We start from the raw sequence: 17447 nt of genomic DNA on the forward strand, positions 1-17447 counted from the left end.
GTCCATTCCGCGCATCGCTCTCGTCTGCCCAAGATCATGAACACGATATCTCTAACGCACCGCTCGCAACGCCCGTTTACACCGTATCCAATTTCAACAGCCTGCTAGGGCCGGACGAACCGGATGAACGGCGCACGGTGTGCCGTTCGTCGGTCGCCGACGGCGCCATCGCGCCGCGGCGGCTACTTGTACCTCTCCCGCCTTTGCCGGCGCCGCGCGTGTTCCTCGCTCAGGCGGCCGCGTCCCGCAGGAAATCCTCGATCGCCATCGCGAAATACAGCGAACATTCCGGCATCGGTTAATGCCCGCCATTCGGTATCGTCACGAGCCGCGCGTTCGGATCGCATGCGACAAACGTCGCCTGCATCGCTGAAACCGCACGGGCCGACGACCGACCGTGCACGCTGCGACGCCGTTCGCCCGCAGCTTTACGCGCGGGCTGGCGCGGCAGTACATCGAGGAACTGATGCCGGCGCTGCTGCAGAGGCGCGCCGAGCACCGGGCGCGCAAGCTTGGCGGGAAGCATCGTCGAGCGAAGGGCGAGCACGCAGGTGACGCGTCATGCGGCCCGCTGCACGCTCACTGCCGATACCACCGCGCCCGTCAGTTGAACCACCGCGCCGGCGAACATCGCCACGCGCAGGCCGGCCGCGCCGCCGTGCGCGGCTGCGAACGCCGTGCCGAGCACCGCGATCCCGAGCGTCGCGCCGGTCATGCGTGCGACGTTGACGAGTGCGCTCGCGGTGCCCGAGCGCGCGGCGTCGACCGCGCCCACCGCGACGGTCATCAAAGGACCCGTCGCGCCCCCCATCCCGAGCCCCGTCAATGCGAGCCCGATCTCCGCGCCGAGCAGACTCGACGAACCGGCCGATGCGCCGATCGCGGCGAGTCCGCTCGCGATCACCGCGACGCCGCCGGCCGTCGCCGCCCGCGTGCCGACGCGTTCCGACAACCGCCCGGAGCACGGCGACACGGCGACGAACAGGAGCGCCATCGGCAGCAATGCGAGGCCTGCGCCGGTCGAATCGAGGCGGCCGGTGCTCTGCCACATCAGCGGCAGCAGGAACAGCACGCCGTACATCCCGAACGTCATGCCGGTGGTCGCCGCGATCGCGCCGCGAAACGCGCTGATCCGGAAAATGTCGAGCGGCACCAGCGCGGATTCGCCGTGGCGGCGCTCGATCGCGACGAACGCAACGAACGACGCAACCGCGATGCAACCGGCGATCGCACATGCGACCGCCGCCTCGCGAAACACGATCGCCGCATACGCGAGCGCGCCGAGCGCGAGTGCGCCCGTGACTTGCGCCGCGCCATCGAAATGGCGGCCGTGCGGATCGGACGACTCGGGCACGGCCGGGATCGCGAGCAGCATCGCGGCGATGCTCGGCGGCACGACGACGAAAAAGATGCTGCGCCAGCCGAAATGCCGGATCAGCACGCCGCCGAGCGTCGGCCCGATCGCCATCGCCACGCCGTTGCACGCGGCCCAGATGCCGAGCGCGCGGCCGCGTTCGACCGGGTCGCGCCACACGACCCGCACGATCGCGAGCGACGCCGGCAACAACAACGCCGCGCCGACGCCGGCCAGCGCGCGTGCGGCGATCAGCTTCGACACCGACGGCGCGAGTGCGCACAGCAGCGACGCGATGGTGAAGACGGCCGTGCCCGCCAGGAAGACGCGGCGGCGGCCGTACAGGTCGGCGAGCAGTCCGCCGGTCAGCAACAGCACCGCGTACGTGAGGTTGTAGCTGTCGACGACCCATTGCAATGCGCCGACGCCGGCATGGAAATAGGCGCCGATCGCGCGTGTGGCGAGATTGACGACGGCCTTATCGACCTGGGCGACGAGTACGGCGAGGCACAGCGTGAGCAGGGTCACGCCGCGGCGTTCGAGGGCATGGTCGGCGCGTTCTCCGGTATGGGCCATGGCGACGTTCCTTGGCAGGCGATCGTGCGACCTTAAGCGTGGCCTGCTGCCAGCGTGATGTCAGCAGGCGTGAGCATCAGGCAAGGGCATCGGGCGACGCAAGCGTCATGCCCGCATGCATGCGCGGGCCGGCACGTCCCGCGCCCGCGGCAGCTTGAGCAGCACGTCGGCGTTCATGTCCTACGGACTGCCGGCGAGCCGCTGACGGGTCCTGTTCGACGGGAATGTCGCATGCCGGCATCCCGCACTTCGGTTCCGCGCGCGTGACGAACAGCAGGAACGACGAGCGGGCGCCCGCATGGCCGAGCGGTAGCGCATCGCGGTCGACGCGGGTCGGCGCGCCCAATGATCGGCCCGACGAGATCGCCGGCGGCGTTCGGAATCGCGAGCACGTCAACGTCTGTGTCGATCCTCACCCGGTTGCATACCGCGTCGAACAGTTCCAGTGGCAATTGTTGTCCGCGTACTGCGGCAGGGCGTCGCGGAGCCCATCGACTTCCGCGAATACCGATGCGCACTTGCCGTCGAGCACACGGCCGGTTCTTCAGCGAATTCCTCGACGTTCTTGAGCGCGACCGGGTCGATCGAGCGCGACGACACCGTTGCGACGATTCCGCCGTGCGGTGCGACCGGCTGCATGCGCGATGCCGCGTACACCAGCGTGTCGATACCGGATCGATTGCGTCACGCATCGCCATTGGCTTAAGATCGTCGGGAGACATCCCACGACCATCCCACGCCTTCAGCGTCAATGAAAAAGAGCCTAAGCCTGCGGGTCGCCGTCATCGCGTCGGCGGTTGCCGTGTACAGCATCTACATGCACGTCCAGCAGTTGATCAGCGGCTGCATGTGGGTCAGAGGCCATCAGCGCTGCAGCTTCGAAAACAGCACGAATTTCCAGGGCTGGATGGATCTGGACCTGATGATCACCTGTTGCTGGGTCGCCGCGGCGGTGGTCGGGTGGATTTCCGTTGCGCAGGGCACGAAGAAACCGGGTTAGCAACGTCATGCAGGTGCTGCCCGAGTGAACGGGCACGAAATACCGCTCGACCGGATCGAATCCGTCAATCCGTGACAACGCGCATTCGCTGACGAGTGGAGACGGTGCGCTCGATGCATTCGCGTCCCAAACGAACGCTGATTCCGCTGCCGGCGGACGAGACCATGCTGATCTCCGGCGACAGGCGTTGCATCGCGCGCTGCGCGAGGGGAGGTTCCCGTGCAATTTCCAGCAGGATCGGTGGTCGCGCTCAGCTCGGCCGCGGCGACGATGTTCTCGATCGGCATGTTGTTTCTCGGCTACTGGGGATGGCACGAAGCATTGCCCTGGCGGTTCGGCGACTACGTCGTGATCGTGCCCGCGCTGGCCGGGTTCGCGTGCCTCGCCAGCGTGCCGTTTCTCGCGACGTCGCCGATGAAAACGCCCGACGACGAATCGCGAATGTTCGTCGCGCGACGCGTGTTTCTGTGCGGCGCGGGCGCGGTGTGGTGTGCAATCGTCGTGTCGCTGTTCGTGTGAGAACGGGGTGACCGGACGGTTGCCGGCACAACCGCGCGAACCCATCCCGAAACGTCTTACGTGAGGCCGAAACCCGCGATTTTCACGCTGTTGTTCCCGCTTTGCTTTCCCCGGTCGCGTGCACTAGATTCGAAGCGTTCGTCCGTTTCAGAGCGCGAGGTGAAGCCATGACGCCGTGGGAGATTCAGGGCACCGAAATGATCAATTGCAATTGCTCATACGGTTGCCCTTGCCAGTTCAATGCGTTGCCGACCAACGGCAACTGCGAAGCGATGGGGGCGATTTCGATCGACCGCGGCCACTACGGCGACGTGGTGCTCGACGGCGTCAGGATCGCGGTGGTGTTTCAATGGCCGGGTGCGGTTCACGAAGGGAAAGGCAAGTGCCAGCCGATCGTCGACGAGCGCGCGAGTCCGGCGCAGCGCGACGCCGTGCTGAAAATCATGACCGGTCAGGATACCGATCCATTTGCGACGATGTTCTCGGTGTATGCGTCGACGCTCGAGCACGCGTTCGATCCGATCTTCACGACGATCGATTTCGACGTCGATGTCGATGCGCGGCGCGGCCGGATTCACGTGGACGGTGTGTTCGATGCCGCTGGCGAACCGATCCGCAATCCGGTGACGGGAGACGAGCACCGTGTGCGGATCGACCTGCCGCACGGTTTCGAATACGAGCTGGCCGAGATCGGTTCGGGAACGGGGCGCTCGCAGGGCAACATCGCGCTGAATCTCGACGGAACCTATGCGCAATTCGCTCGGCTGCATCTGAACAACCACGGGCTGATCCGGCATCGCGCCGCGGCATGACGCCGGTCGATACCTGGCTCGCGCGCGAGCGCGCCGTCACGCTGCTCGGCATGGTCGCGCTCGTCGGCCTGTGCTGGTTTTATCTGTGGACCGGCGCGGGAACCGGCATGTCGGCACGGGAGATGACGACCGTCGCGCTGTTTCCGCATCGGCTGGCGGACGGCATGGGCAGCATGGATCCGTCTCTGCCGACCGTGATCGCGATGTGGTGGGTGATGATGATCGCGATGATGACGCCTGGCGCCGCGCCGCTCGTGATGCTGTACCGGCGCGTGCTGCGGCAGCACGGCAACGGAGCGGCAGGATCGGCGTTCACGTCGGTGGCGCTGCTGGCCGGCTATCTGACGACATGGCTCGCGTTCTCGATCGGCGCGGCGTTGCTTCAGGCGCTGCTGCAGCCGGCCGGGCTGATCTCCGCGATGATGCTGTGGTCGAAGAGCGCACTCCTTTCCGCCATCGTGCTGGCGCTGGCCGGGCTCTATCAATTCTCGCCGCTAAAACGCGCGTGTCTGCGGCAATGCCGGGCGCCGGCGGCGTTCCTGGTTGCGCACTGGCGTCCGGGCGTTGCCGGCAGTTTCCTGCTGGGCGCGCGGCACGGTGTGGTTTGCGTGGGCTGCTGCTGGTTGCTGATGGCGCTGCTGTTCGTTGGCGGCGTGATGAATGTCGTGTGGATCGTCGCGTTGTCGCTGTTCGTGTTCGTGGAAAAGGTCGTGCCCGGCGGCGATCGTATCGGCCGCGTGCTGGGTGTCGTGCTGATTGCGTGGGCCGGGGTGACGTTGATCGTGTGATGCGCGGCACCGGCTGGCGGCAGAAACACGCCGGGTGCGACGGGAGACGCTCGATGAAGATCCGCTTTCTCACTGTCGCCATGTCGTTTGCGATGGCGGTCATTGCGATGCCGGCGCTCGCGGGCGGCGACATGTCGGGCATGAATTCAGGCGATGCGAGCATGTCGGCGCACGATTCGAAAATGACCGATGCCGAAGTCAAGGAAATCGATGCCGGGCGCAGGCGCGTGACGCTGAAGCATGGCGCGCTCGACAACATCGGGATGCCGCCGATGACGATGGCCTTCAAGGCCGGCGACGCGGCGATGATCCCGTCGCTGCATGTGGGCGACAAGGTCCGGGTTCGGGTGGAAAACGTCAACGGCACACTGACGATCGTGAAGCTGGTGAAGCGGCCGTGACGACGATCCGGCGTGCGCACGGGTGGGCGCCGTCGGTTTTTCTCTTCCTGTGCTACGTAACGCAGGGCCGGTGTTACGTCAGTGTTATCGGAATGCCTGCCCGGGCTGAGCCGGGTGGCACGATCCGCATCCGATGCGCGCTTCCCCGCGGTGCGGCCTGGACGTCCATGGCAAGCCGATTGTGAAACTGTGAAGGAGACCGATGGAAATGGCACGGTAGATGCTTGGTCGAGTGATCGCGCTGAATAGCGAACGGGGGCTTCCATGCAAGATCACTTCATCAAGGCGAATGTTGCACTCGCCGCCGTTGCCGCTGCGTGTGCACTCGCGGCGTGCGGCGGTGGTGACGTTACGGCACCGACGCCGGCAGGTAACACCATCGGGACGAGTACGAGCGGGACTAGCGGGACTAGCGGGACTAGCGGGACTAGCGGGACTAGCGGGACTAGCGGGACTAGCGGGACTAGCGGGACTAGCGGAACCAGCGGCATCGGCGGAACGAGCGGAACCAGCGGCACACCCGGCACGAACGGCATCGTCAGTTCCGCCGGCGCAGTCGTGCTGGCCGCAGGGTCGACGCTCGGCGACGTGACGTTGCCCGGCGTCGGCAAGGCCGCGACGGCCGGGCCGGCCGACACGGTCACCGGCGTCGGCACGATCATCCGCGATACGACGAATGCCGTGAGCAACGGTATCGGCCAGATCGGCTTCACGCCGAACCCGGTCGGCGGGACGGTCGCGGGCCTCGGCACCCTCGTCGGCTCGACCGGCAACCCGGTCAACGGCCTCAGCGAAACGGTGAAGGCGCTCGGCGCCGGCCCGCTGTCGCCGCTCGCGCCGATCGCGACGCCCGTCGGCGGCCTGAAGTCGGGCGGCGCCATGCTCGGCTCGGCGCTGTCGTCGGGCCCGGTCCAGCAGGCGACGCAAGCGATCAGCACCGCGATCACGCCGGCCGTGACGACGGCGGGCCAACTCACGCAGCAGGTCGGCACCGCAACCGGCCTCGGGCAGCCGGTCGCGGGCCTGCTCGGACAGGTCGGCGGGGCGATCACGTCGGCCGGATGGCAGGTGACGTCCACGTCGCCTCAGCCGATCGTCGGCGCTGCCGGCAGTCTCGTCCGGGCGGTCGGCAACACGGTGACCAATGCGGGCGGCCTCGTGAACCCGAGCGGCGCGAATGGCGCGGCGCCGATTGCCGGTCTGGTGACGAGCGTGGTCGGCGGCATCCCGGCGACCGTGCACAACGGCTCCGCGACCGGTACGAGCGGCGGCGGCTCGCCGCTGGGCGGTCTCTCCAATCCGCTCGCGCCAGTGACGTCGCTGGTGGGCGGCCTGCTCGGCGGCGTGGCCGGAAAATAGCCGGCCCGTACCGCGTCATACGGGAACCCGGCCGAACGACCAGGGAAGGACCGCCATCGGCGCTCACGGGTCCCGCCCGGGACCATCGGACAATCCCGAAACCGTGGCCCGCTACCTGCGCGTGTCGCCGGGCTTCGACGCCGGCCGCGCGAGCCGCGCGCCGGCAGCGGCGTCGACATCACGATCGACGTGCGCGTTTCGCCGTACAGGTTGATGCGTTCGATCAGCTGTTCGAGATGGGCCATGCTGACGGCGACCAACCGCATCACGTACGAATCCGCGCCCGTCACGTGATGGCATTCGACGACTTCGGGAATCGTCTCCAGCAGCTTGAGGAACTTCGCTTTCGCCGGTTGCTGCACCGTGATGCCGATCAGCGCGCTCACCGGATAGCCGGCCGCGGACGGATTGATCCGCGCGGTGTAGCCTTCGACCACGCCGGCTGCTTCGAGCCGCTTCACGCGTTCCGTCACCGCCGGCACCGACAGGTGGACCTGGCGCGCGAGCTCCGTATAGCTGAGGCGTCCGTTGTCCTGCAACAGCGCCAGTATCTTCCAGTCCAAATCGTCCATCGCGGCGGGAGTTTTTAAGGTAGAGCCGCCATTTTTCCTTAAAAACCGCATTCAGCGGGGCGCGGACTTTCCCTACGATGCCAGTTCGAGCCATGGGATGTGGGAAAGGAGCAGGCGATGTTGTTCATCAAATCCGTCGTGATGGGGCTGTCGATCGCGGTGCCGGTCGGCCCGATCGGCATGCTGTGCATTCAGCGCAGCCTGAGCCGCGGCTTCCGGGCCGGATTCGCGACCGGCATCGGCGCCGCGTGCGCCGATGCAATTTACGGGCTGCTCGGCGCGCTGGGCGTCGCGGGCATCGTCACCGCGTTCCCGATGCTGACCGTCGGCCTGAAGATCGGCGGCGGCGCGTTTCTCGTGTGGCTCGCATGGACCATCGCGCGCCAGCCGCCGGCCGCCCCGGTGGGGCAGCGCGAGTTGCCGCGTACGACCGTTCTGCGCGATTTCCTGACGACGTTCGGACTCACGCTGTCGAACCCGATGACGATCGTGTCGTTCGTCGGGATCTTCGCGGCGCTCGGCCCGTTGCCGGGGGCGCGGGAAGGCGCGATGTGGGCGACCGTCGCGTGGATGGTGGCCGGGGTGTTCGTCGGCTCGGCCACGTGGTGGCTGTGCCTGAGCAGCGCGACCGCCGCGCTGCGCGCGAAGCTGTCGTTCGCGTTCATGCACGGGCTGTCGCGCATGTCGGCAGCGGTCGTCGCGGTATTCGGCGCGATCCAGCTGGTCGCGGGCGTACGTGGCTTGATCTAGGCGCGCGGCGCAGCGCGGGTCGAGCGGATCGCGTCGACCGTCGTCCGGATATGGGCGAGCAGCTCGAGCATCACTGTTTTCCGGAAGTACTGGTTGATTCGCATGCTGACGACGATATCGGACGGCAGCGCCTCGATCGCGTGCTGAACCGACAGCAGATCGTCGACGAGTCGTGTCACCGCATCGGGTTGCCATGTGTCGAGCGCAACGGCGATGTCGTCCGGCCAGAGGCCGAACGCATCGATGCCGCAGCATCCGGCGACACAGTGGATCTCCAGCGCGTCGATCAACGGCATGACGACCGCCAGATGCGGATCGACGTCGATCGCCTGCGCGTGGCCGCCGGCAAGATCGCCGCAGGCGATCCAGCGATCCGGGCCGATGCCGATGTCGTTCTTGTGTGCGTTGCCGTTCATTTTCGGCTCAATTCGATGCGTGCAAATGCAAGTGCGCATGCACGAAGCGCGCGATTTCCTGGCTCAGCTCGATATCCTCCGGCGCGCCCATGAACCCGCCGTGCGGCATCCCTTCGAATATGTGCAGTTCGGTCGGCACCTGTGCGCGGCGCAACGCGCGATGCAGCCGCACGGCGTTCGACAGGAACAGGTCGCGCGTGCCGCTCTGGATGAAGGTCGGCGGGAAGCCGGCCGCGAAATCGCCGAACAGCGGCGACAGATACGGATGCGCGAGATCGGCGCCGTTCGCGTAGAGCAGGTTGTTCGCCATCAGCGGCGCCGGCAGCACGACATCGACGAGCCGGTTGGTTTCGAAGCTGTCGCCGGATTCGGTCAGGTCGGCTTCCGGCGACAGCAGCACCAGCGCGGCCGGCAGCGGCAGGCCCTCGTCGCGGGCGCGCAGCACCATCGCGGCCGCGAGATTGCCGCCGGCCGAACGGCCGCCGATGACGACGTTTTCCGGTGCGTAGCGCTGGAGCACATAGGCATAGGCCGCGATGCAGTCGTCGAGCGCGGCCGGATACGGATGCTCGGGCGGCATCCGGTAGTCGACGCCGTAGCATCGAATGCCGAGCCGGTCGGCCTGCATTTGCGCGCCGGCACGGCACGCGGCGCCGCCGCCGACGATCAGCGCACCGCCGTGCAGGTCGATGATTGCGCATGCGCCGGACGGCGCCGCTTCGGGTGTCGCGACGTGCACGTCCGCAGCGCCGACCCGGATCGTCTCGACGCCCGAACGCAACGAGCCGGCGAACTGCGCGACAGCGGTCGCGTAATGCGCGTCGGCGCTGGCCTTCACGCGCATCCATGCGTCGATGTCGTCGACGGCCGGCATCGCGTGCAGCGCGTTCAGCGGCACGCCGTCGTCGCCGGTCAGGCGTTGCAGCGCTGCGCGCGCTTCATCGCTGATCGAGGTCGGGAAGGGAACGACACGGCTCGGCAGCACGACGCCGTCGGGTTTGTCTTTCATCGCTTGGGTTCCGTTCGGGGCGTCATGCGGGCGAAGGCCAGTGGCGCAGCATCGCGTCGAGCGCATCGAGGCTGCGCGACCACGACGCGTCGGCATCCGGTGCGCTGTGCGAGAAGCCGCCGGCGCTTTCGAGCGTCACGTAGCCCATGAAGAAGCCGCCGAGCAGGCGGATCGCATGCGCGTGCTCGGCATCCGGCAGGTCGTAGCTGCGCAGCACCGCCGACGTCATCCTGACGAGTTGCCCGCCCGCGCTCGCGGCGGCGCGCTCGGCGCTCACCGGATGGCGCGCGGCGGCGAAGCGGCCCGGATGCGCCCGTGCGTAGTCGCGATAGACGTTCGCGAGCGCGGCGAGCGCGTCCTTGCCGGTGCGGCCGGCCAGCGCGTCGGCGGCGCGATCGGCCAGCTCCTGCAGCGCGAACAGCGCGATGCGGCTCTTGAGATCGTCGAAGCTCGGGATATGGGAATACAGGCTCGCCAGCTTCACGTCGAAATGCCGCGCGAGCGCCGCGCCGGTCAGCTGCTCGAAACCGGCTTCATCGGCGAGTTGCGCGCCGGCTTCGACGAGTTTGTCCACGGTAAGGCCGGCACGCGCCATGACGAATGCTACGAAGATTAGTCAAAAACCTAATTCTATTAGCTTTCGTCGTGATGTCAATTTCATGCGCGTGCCGGCGTGGCGCGTTGTGCCGATGCGGGGGGCCGTCAGAACGTATAACTGACCTTGCCGAACGCGGTACGCCCGAGCGTGTTGTAACCGTACGCGGTCATGTACTGCCGGTCGAACAGGTTCGACAGCGATGCCGACACCGTCAGGTGCGAATTGATCCGGTACGACGCGCGCAGGCTCACCGTCAGGTACGACGCCAGATACTGCCGGTTGGCCGGATCGTCGAACGTCGAGCCGCCGTACAGCAGCGACGCGCCCGTGCTCAGCGCGTGCAGCTTCAGTTCGTCCCACGTGTGATCGACGTTCAGGCTGACCGTTTGCCGCGGCCGGCGGCTCAGCCACGTCCGGTTCGTTTCGTCCTGCGGATTCAGGATGCCGACCGCGACGCTGATCGGCGTCGAGCGGCCGATCGTGCCCTTGTACGACAGGTCGATGCCGCGAATATGCGAACGGCCGATGTTCATCGGCGAGAACGTCGCCGGGTTGTATGCGATCAGGTTGTTGACGCGCGTGTCGTAGATCGCCGCGGTGAACGTCCCATACGCCGTATTCGCGTCGAGCGCGGCCTCGACCGACGTGCTGCGTTCCGGGCTGAGGTTCGGGTTGCCGTAGCCGGGGTAGTACAGGTCGTTGAACGTCGGCAGGCGGAACGCGTTGCCGTACGACATGCGCGCCGTGTAGACCGGCGTGATCGCCCACGACAGTGCGGCGTTGCCGGTGTTCACCGCCTGCCCGGCGATGATCTCGTGACGGCCGGCGACGAACATCGTCACGCTGCCGAGCGTCGCCGACTGGTGCAACGAGAACGCGGAATCGTTGCGCGTCGGCACGCCGCCGGGAATGTCGACCGGCAGGAACGCCTGTTCGCGCGTGAAGTCGTACGCGAGCTTCGATTCCCCCGACAGCGGCAGGCCGAACAGGTGCAATCCGTGCTCCTGATGCGTCAGCGACGTCGACGTGCTGATCCGCTGCGAATTGATCTGGTCGGTCGCGAGGGCCGGGTTGTCCGCGTAGATGAACTGGCGGTCGTTCGCATAGCCGAACGACTGGTCGAACTGCGTATCGGGCGTGATGTCGAGATGGAACGCAACGCCCGTCGTCAACTGGTGGTCGAGCTCGCGATTCGCGTAGCCGCTGTTGTCGTAGGACAGATCGGAGCGGTGATACAGCGCGAACGTCGAGATCGACCAGTTGTCGCGCGCATAGCCGAGCCGCGCGTCGAGATCCTGCGCGTGATACGGATTGCGGCCGTCTTCGTGGCCGTAGAAGAACGGCCGCGTCGCATCGATGCCGGCCGTGTTGTAGTCGTGCAGCCCGAGCGAATAGGTGAGGCCGCCGAGCGCGGCCAGTGGCCCGGTCGACGGCACCGTGCCCGACGTGCGGAACTGCGTGTCGAATGTCTTGTTCGAGCCGCCGCCGACCGACACGGTGGTCCGGTTCGGCTGGTTGGCGGCGCGGCGCGTGAAGAGTTGCACGACGCCGCCCATCGCGTTGTTGCCGAACGACGCGGCGGCCGGGCCGGAGATCACCTCGACGCGCTCGAACGCTTCGGTCGGCAGGTCGGCCCACGGCGCGATGCCGGTGGTCGGCGAGCCGATCCGGATGCCGTCGATGAACACGGCGACCTGGCTCGCCGACGAGCCGCGGATGCTGACCGACGCGGACGAGCCGGGCCCGCCGTTCTGCGCGACGGTCACGCCCGGCAGCGTCGCGAGCGCCTGCGTGATGCTCGGGTCGGCGGGCGACAGCCGGTCGAGGTCCTCGCGCGTGAGCACCTGGGTCGACGCATAGCGCCGGTCGAACGATTCGGGCAGGTGCCGCGTGTCGGTCACGCTGATCGTCGGCAGGTCCGCGCCGGGCGCGGGCGCGGCGGGCTGCGCGAGCGCCGTGTCGCCGGCCGCGTGGGCGAGCGGGGAAAGCAGCGCGGTGGCGGCGGACGTGGCGAGCAGGTGACGAATGTTCATGAGGCGGCGGGATGAGGCGTGTGACGTGTACGGCGATCGCGGGCGGAGGGCGGGCAGGTGGCGCATGCCGACGGCGCGTCGGTGCGACGCTTCCGGTCGGGAAGCGGATTCGGGAACGATGGACATCTGACGGATCCTGAGGTCGGGTCGTCCATGCAACGGGCGACCGCCGGGGGCGGTGCCGCGCGCATCGGGACACCCCGCCCGGTGCGGCTGCGTGGACCTCGGGTCGATGGCAGGTCTCCTGGCTCGCGGGTCGTCATCCGTGCAGGCCTTCCCGGTTTCCCAGTGGCATGCGGTGGCACGGATTCGCCGCTCACAGTTGCGGGGGCAGCCGCAGATTCGGGGCGTTGCCCCTGCTGCGTTCCCTTTTGATCCCATCCCTGGGAACCATCAGCGCGCAAGGGTAATGGCGTGCGGTCAGGGACGTCAATCGTCCGGCCGCGCGCGGGTGCGAAAAAACGTCATTGCCCGGCGGCGGCTTTCCGAATCCTTTCGTTCGAGGGGCGCGGGTCGTGTTTCAGGTCTGAAGAAACAGCCGGGTTCGAACGCGTGCGGTCGCGCCGGAACCGTCGGCCGTCGTTCCGTCGCTCCGACGGCCGACGGCCGGCGCGTGTCGTTATCGATGCGTGCCGCGACGCTCAGGCCGGTGCCGACACCAGCGCGCAGAAGTTCTCGAGATCGACGTTGCCGCCGCTGATCACCACGCCGACGCGCTTGCCCTGCAGCGCATCCTTCATCCGGCGCACGGCGGCGAACGACAGGCAGCCGGTCGGCTCGACGACGAGCTTCATACGCGTGGCGAAGAAGCGCATGCAGTCGACGAGTTCCGCGTCCGTCGCGGTGAGGATGTCGTCGACGTCGCGACGCAGGATCGGGAACGTGAGGTTGCCGAGGTGCTGCGTCTGCGCACCGTCGGCGATCGTGCGCGGGGTGTCGATGTGCACGATCGTGCCGGACCGGAACGATTGCTGCGCATCGTTGCCGGCTTCGGGCTCGACGCCGTACAGCTTTGCATGCGGCGACAGCGCACGGGTGGCGAGCGCGGTGCCCGACAGCAGCCCGCCGCCGCCGAGCGGCGTGAACACCGCGTCGAGCGGACCGACTTCGTCGAACAGTTCCTTGGCCGCGGTGCCCTGGCCGGCGATCACGTCCGGGTGATCGTAGGGCGGCACCAGCGTGAGCCCGTGCTTCTCGGCGAGATCGCGCCCGATCTGCTCGCGATCCTCGGTGTAGCGATCGTAGGTCACGACGTTGCCGCCGTAGCCGCGCGTCGCGGCCATCTTCGCGGCCGGCGCGTCCTGCGGCATCACGATCGTCGCGGGAATGCCGAGCATGCGCGCCGACAGCGCGATCGCCTGCGCATGGTTGCCCGACGAGAACGCGACGACGCCGTGGCGCCGCTGTTCCGCGTTGAAGCGCGACAGCGCGTTGAACGCGCCGCGGAACTTGAAGGCGCCCATGCGCTGCAGGTTCTCGCACTTGAAGAACACCTGCGCGCCGAGCGCGTCGTCGATCGTCCGCGACGTCATCACCGGCGTGCGGTGCGCGTGGCCTTCGAGCCGGGTCGCGGCGGCGGCGACGTCGTCGTACGTGGGGAGAGCGGGAGAGTTCATGGTTGCTGGAGGATTGAAAAGTCAGTCGACTGGAATGCGGGGGCGCACCGGGTCACTTCGCGTCGTTGTAGACGGTGGCGCGAGACACGCCGAGATGCTGCGACACGATCTCCATCGCGCGGCGCACCTCGAGGAAGCCGTCGGCCTTCAGCGTCTGCATCAGCTCGCGGCGCTGGTCGGTCTTCAACTCGCGCGGCGTCGTCGCAAGGCGCGTCGCGAAGGCGTCGATGCGCTGCCGGATCGCGTCCGCGCCGGCCGGGTCGAGCGTGTCGACGACGGCTTCGCCGTCCGTGCGGCAGAACTGGTTCAGCATGCCCTGGAAGCCGCGGAACAGCGTGACGTCGGCATTCAGGCACAGCGCGGCCACATAGCGCCCGGTCGAATCCTTGATGCCGATCGACGTGCTTTTCGCGGTACGGCCGTCGGCGAAGCGGTTCGGGTAGTTCGCGAGCACCTGCGGGAAATCGTCGTCGGCGATGCGCGCGAGGCCGAGTTCGGTCGCGGGATCGCCGACCGCGCGTCCGGACAGGTTGTTGTGGATCGCGAGGATCGCGTGCTCCGGCGTGCGCAGGTCGTGCACGACGACCTCGGTGAACGGCGCGAACATCTCGCCGAGTCCTTCGGCGATGCGCTGCACCTGTTCGATCAGCGATGCCTGCTCCGACAGCAGCGGTTTGCGGGTTGTACTCATGCGTGATCCTGGTGTGTCGGGGTGTCCGTCGTTTCCGGCCGCGTGATGTCGGCCAGCAGCGGGCGCGCGATCCGGACGTAGTCGGTCGCGTCGAGCACGACCGAGCGATCGAGGCGGCCCGCGTTGAACGCGATCTCGGCGTTGCGCTCGACCAGCGCGGGATCGACGACGAGCGCCACGTTCGTATCGAACACGAACGGCGGTACGGCGCCCATCACGCAGCGCGTGACGGCGGCCGCGACGTCGGGCGACGCGAGCGTCGCCTTGCGCCGGCCGACCGCATCGGCGACCTTGCGAAAGTCGATTTTCAGGTGGCCGGGAATCACCGCGAGCGCGGCGACGTCGCCGCCATCCTTGAACGTACAGAGCATCGCCTTCGCGCCCTGTTCGGGGCGAGTGCCGCGCAGCGCGGCGATCGCGTCGGATTTGCCTTCCGCCGGATGCTCGAGCACGCGAAAACGCGCGCCGGATGTCGTCAGCAGTTCGCAAAGCGTGTCGAAAACGGGAGAGTCGTTCATGTCGCTCCAGGCGGGCCACGCGTCGACGCGCGTGAATCAAATAATCGTCCAAGTATAGACGTTTTGTCATTGATATGACAAAGGGCGGCGGACGTCGTGGCGCCAGTGTGCGCGAAGCGCGCCGATTCTTCAGCAGCCGAAAGGGCTTTTCATATTGCGGAATGCGGGCCGAATTCCTGCCGCCGCGCTTTACCGCCGCTTGAAACCGTGTTTTGCATCGCAAAAACGACCGGCTATCTCATTGAAAAACAAGAGAAATTTATATCTTATGTCTTATATAAGACTTGGCCGAAAACGCGCGGGACAGGATTACTATTGAGTCCATGCAGTTCGCTTCGTCACACGCGGCGGGCACGCTGAACCCTTTACTCAAATGCGCTTCGTTCCCAGGAGATAGACATGTCCCAATATCAAGACGACATCAAGGCAGTGGCTGGCTTGAAGGAAAACCACGGCAGCGCGTGGAATGCCATCAGCCCCGAGTATGCGGCCCGCATGCGCGCCCAGAACAAGTTCAAGACCGGCCTGGACATCGCGAAGTACACCGCGAAGATCATGCGCGCCGACATGGCCGCGTACGATGCCGATCCGTCCAAGTACACGCAGTCGCTGGGTTGCTGGCACGGCTTCATCGGCCAGCAGAAGATGATCTCCATCAAGAAGCACTTCAACAGCACCGAACGCCGCTACCTGTACCTGTCGGGCTGGATGGTCGCCGCGCTGCGCTCGGAGTTCGGCCCGCTGCCTGACCAGTCGATGCACGAAAAGACCTCGGTCAGCGCGCTGATCCGCGAGCTTTACACGTTCCTGCGCCAGGCCGACGCCCGCGAGCTGGGCGGCCTGTTCCGCGAGCTGGATGCCGCGAAGGACGCGACTGCGAAGGCCGCGATCCAGCAAAAGATCGACAACCACGTCACGCACGTCGTGCCGATCATCGCCGACATCGACGCCGGCTTCGGCAACGCGGAAGCGACCTACCTGCTGGCCAAGCAGTTCATCGAGGCGGGCGCGTGCTGCATCCAGATCGAAAACCAGGTGTCGGACGAGAAGCAGTGCGGCCACCAGGACGGCAAGGTCACGGTGCCGCACGAGGATTTCCTCGCGAAGATCCGCGCGATCCGTTACGCGTTCCTGGAACTGGGCGTGGACGACGGCATCATCGTCGCGCGGACCGATTCCCTGGGCGCGGGCCTGACCAAGCAGATCGCCGTGACGAACACGCCGGGCGACCTGGGCGATCAATACAACGCATTCCTCGATTGCGAAGAACTGTCGGCGGACCAGCTGGGCAACGGTGACGTCGTCATCAAGCGTGACGGCAAGCTGCTGCGTCCGAAGCGCCTGCCGAGCAACCTGTTCCAGTTCCGCGCCGGCACGGGCGAGGCGCGTTGCGTGCTCGACTGCATCACGTCGCTGCAGAACGGCGCCGACCTGCTGTGGATCGAAACCGAAAAACCGCATATCGCGCAGATCGGCGGCATGGTCAGCGAGATCCGCAAGGTGATCCCGAACGCGAAGCTGGTGTACAACAACAGCCCGTCGTTCAACTGGACGCTGAACTTCCGCCAGCAGGCCTACGATGCGATGAAGGCCGAGGGCAAGGACGTGTCGGCTTACGACCGTGCGCAGTTGATGAGCGTCGAATACGACGAAACCGAACTGGCCAAGCTCGCCGACGAGAAGATCCGCACGTTCCAGGCCGATGCATCGCGTGAAGCAGGCATCTTCCACCACCTGATCACGCTGCCGACGTACCACACGGCTGCGCTGTCGACCGACAACCTGGCCAAGGAATACTTCGGCGACCAGGGCATGCTCGGCTACGTGGCGGGCGTGCAGCGCAAGGAAATCCGTCAGGGCATCGCGTGCGTGAAGCACCAGAACATGTCGGGTTCGGACATCGGCGACGATCACAAGGAATACTTCAGCGGCGAAGCGGCGCTGAAGGCAGCGGGCAAGGACAACACGATGAACCAGTTCTGATCATCGTCAGATCCGCAGCACGACGCCAGCTCCTCGGGGCTGGCGTTTTTTTATCTGCGCGATCGCCGTGCGTTACCCGTACATGGCCTTTACGACGTACTGCGTACTGGCTCGTCGACACCACGTCGATCGGGGCGAAATCGATGAAACGCCCGCGGCGGTTCATCATCTCGGCGCACGTTGCGCTGGAATTTCTCGTCATTGCGAACGCTGTCGAACAGTGTGTGCACGTATTACCCCGGATTGCCGCGCGCACCGTTTTAAGCAGGGGCGTGCATCGGGTAGTCGAACGGGATGTTTGTGTACACAACCTAATTCAGGGTTTGCCTGAGTAGCGAAAACGCTAACTCGCACGGCGCGGGTTCGCGTGGTTCGTGCGCACGGCCGGCAGGTTGAAATTGCCGTCCGTGCGAAACCCTTGCGGGGCGGTCGTCGCGCTCGTTTCGTCCCCA

17 protein-coding genes, 2 pseudogenes and 1 riboswitch are annotated in these 17447 nt (G+C 66.6%); of the genes and pseudogenes, 9 read left to right on the forward strand and 10 right to left on the reverse strand.

Annotated features, from left to right (window positions below; translation table 11 throughout):
- Positions 1–302 (forward strand): hypothetical protein (locus tag HWX55_RS21165; RefSeq protein WP_175977157.1); only part of this gene is annotated, 302 nt, incomplete at its 5' end.
- A 257-nt stretch (positions 303–559) separates the two neighbouring features.
- On the opposite strand, the gene HWX55_RS21170 is transcribed toward HWX55_RS21165, so the two are convergent.
- The gene (locus HWX55_RS21170; RefSeq protein WP_175977158.1) at positions 560–1930 is read right to left on the reverse strand and encodes an MFS transporter; all 1371 of its coding nucleotides are present in this window, start codon (positions 1928–1930) and stop codon (positions 560–562) included.
- 549 nt (positions 1931–2479) lie between these two features.
- Positions 2480–2590 (reverse strand): annotated as a pseudogene (locus tag HWX55_RS36170) (acetaldehyde dehydrogenase (acetylating)); the annotation flags it as partial.
- A 91-nt stretch (positions 2591–2681) separates the two neighbouring features.
- Between HWX55_RS36170 and HWX55_RS21180 the strand changes: the two are divergent.
- The 6 genes from HWX55_RS21180 (at position 2682) to HWX55_RS21205 (ending at position 6809) form a co-directional block, all read left to right on the forward strand.
- Positions 2682–2930 carry a hypothetical protein gene (locus HWX55_RS21180; protein WP_050014104.1) on the forward strand — a complete coding sequence of 83 codons (249 nt, stop codon included), beginning with the start codon at positions 2682–2684 and terminating at the stop codon, positions 2928–2930.
- A 219-nt stretch (positions 2931–3149) separates the two neighbouring features.
- Positions 3150–3449: a hypothetical protein gene (locus HWX55_RS21185; RefSeq protein ID WP_175977159.1), complete on the forward strand. Its 300-nt coding sequence runs from the start codon at positions 3150–3152 to the stop codon at positions 3447–3449.
- Positions 3450–3616: 167 nt separating this feature from the next.
- Complete coding sequence (locus tag HWX55_RS21190) at positions 3617–4261, forward strand: DUF1326 domain-containing protein (protein ID WP_175977160.1); 645 nt, start codon at positions 3617–3619, stop codon at positions 4259–4261.
- Positions 4258–5049 carry a DUF2182 domain-containing protein gene (locus HWX55_RS21195; RefSeq protein WP_175977161.1) on the forward strand — a complete coding sequence of 264 codons (792 nt, stop codon included), beginning with the start codon at positions 4258–4260 and terminating at the stop codon, positions 5047–5049. Before HWX55_RS21190 ends, HWX55_RS21195 begins: the two co-directional genes overlap by 4 nt.
- Positions 5050–5102: 53 nt before the next feature.
- Complete coding sequence (locus tag HWX55_RS21200) at positions 5103–5450, forward strand: copper-binding protein (protein ID WP_175977252.1); 348 nt, start codon at positions 5103–5105, stop codon at positions 5448–5450.
- A gap of 264 nt (positions 5451–5714) precedes the next feature.
- The gene (locus HWX55_RS21205) at positions 5715–6809 is read left to right on the forward strand and encodes a collagen-like triple helix repeat-containing protein (RefSeq protein WP_175977162.1); all 1095 of its coding nucleotides are present in this window, start codon (positions 5715–5717) and stop codon (positions 6807–6809) included.
- A 111-nt stretch (positions 6810–6920) separates the two neighbouring features.
- Here the strand turns inward: HWX55_RS21205 and HWX55_RS21210 are convergent.
- Positions 6921–7381: pseudogene (locus HWX55_RS21210) on the reverse strand (Lrp/AsnC family transcriptional regulator).
- Positions 7382–7498: 117 nt separating this feature from the next.
- On the opposite strand from HWX55_RS21210, the gene HWX55_RS21215 reads away from it, so the two are divergent.
- Positions 7499–8131 carry a LysE family transporter gene (locus HWX55_RS21215; RefSeq protein WP_050014098.1) on the forward strand — a complete coding sequence of 211 codons (633 nt, stop codon included), beginning with the start codon at positions 7499–7501 and terminating at the stop codon, positions 8129–8131.
- On the opposite strand, the gene HWX55_RS21220 is transcribed toward HWX55_RS21215, so the two are convergent.
- The 7 genes from HWX55_RS21220 to HWX55_RS21250 form a co-directional block, all read right to left on the reverse strand.
- Positions 8128–8547: a DUF6331 family protein gene (locus HWX55_RS21220; protein ID WP_175977163.1), complete on the reverse strand. Its 420-nt coding sequence runs from the start codon at positions 8545–8547 to the stop codon at positions 8128–8130. The two genes, HWX55_RS21215 and HWX55_RS21220, sit on opposite strands and share 4 nt — an antisense overlap.
- Positions 8548–8554: 7 nt before the next feature.
- Positions 8555–9556: an alpha/beta hydrolase gene (locus HWX55_RS21225; RefSeq protein WP_175977164.1), complete on the reverse strand. Its 1002-nt coding sequence runs from the start codon at positions 9554–9556 to the stop codon at positions 8555–8557.
- Positions 9557–9578: 22 nt separating this feature from the next.
- Complete coding sequence (locus HWX55_RS21230) at positions 9579–10130, reverse strand: TetR-like C-terminal domain-containing protein (protein WP_244140619.1); 552 nt, start codon at positions 10128–10130, stop codon at positions 9579–9581.
- A gap of 128 nt (positions 10131–10258) precedes the next feature.
- Complete coding sequence (locus tag HWX55_RS21235) at positions 10259–12187, reverse strand: TonB-dependent receptor (protein ID WP_175977166.1); 1929 nt, start codon at positions 12185–12187, stop codon at positions 10259–10261.
- Positions 12188–12403: 216 nt separating this feature from the next.
- Positions 12404–12597: riboswitch (cobalamin riboswitch) on the reverse strand.
- A gap of 231 nt (positions 12598–12828) precedes the next feature.
- The gene (locus tag HWX55_RS21240) at positions 12829–13803 is read right to left on the reverse strand and encodes a threo-3-hydroxy-L-aspartate ammonia-lyase (protein ID WP_050014094.1); all 975 of its coding nucleotides are present in this window, start codon (positions 13801–13803) and stop codon (positions 12829–12831) included.
- A 52-nt stretch (positions 13804–13855) separates the two neighbouring features.
- Positions 13856–14494, reverse strand: coding sequence for a helix-turn-helix transcriptional regulator (locus HWX55_RS21245; protein WP_050014093.1), 639 nt, complete (start codon positions 14492–14494; stop codon positions 13856–13858).
- Positions 14491–15012, reverse strand: coding sequence for a YbaK/prolyl-tRNA synthetase associated domain-containing protein (locus tag HWX55_RS21250; protein ID WP_124593390.1), 522 nt, complete (start codon positions 15010–15012; stop codon positions 14491–14493). The genes HWX55_RS21245 and HWX55_RS21250 overlap by 4 nt, the downstream gene beginning before the upstream one ends.
- Before the next feature lie 399 nt (positions 15013–15411).
- Here HWX55_RS21250 and HWX55_RS21255 point away from each other — a divergent pair, with 399 nt between their 5' ends.
- Positions 15412–16995, forward strand: coding sequence for an isocitrate lyase (locus HWX55_RS21255; RefSeq protein WP_050014091.1), 1584 nt, complete (start codon positions 15412–15414; stop codon positions 16993–16995).
- Positions 16996–17447: the final 452 nt, after the last annotated feature.

Source organism: Burkholderia sp. BCC1047 (assembly GCF_902833155.1).
GTDB lineage: Bacteria > Pseudomonadota > Gammaproteobacteria > Burkholderiales > Burkholderiaceae > Burkholderia > Burkholderia sola.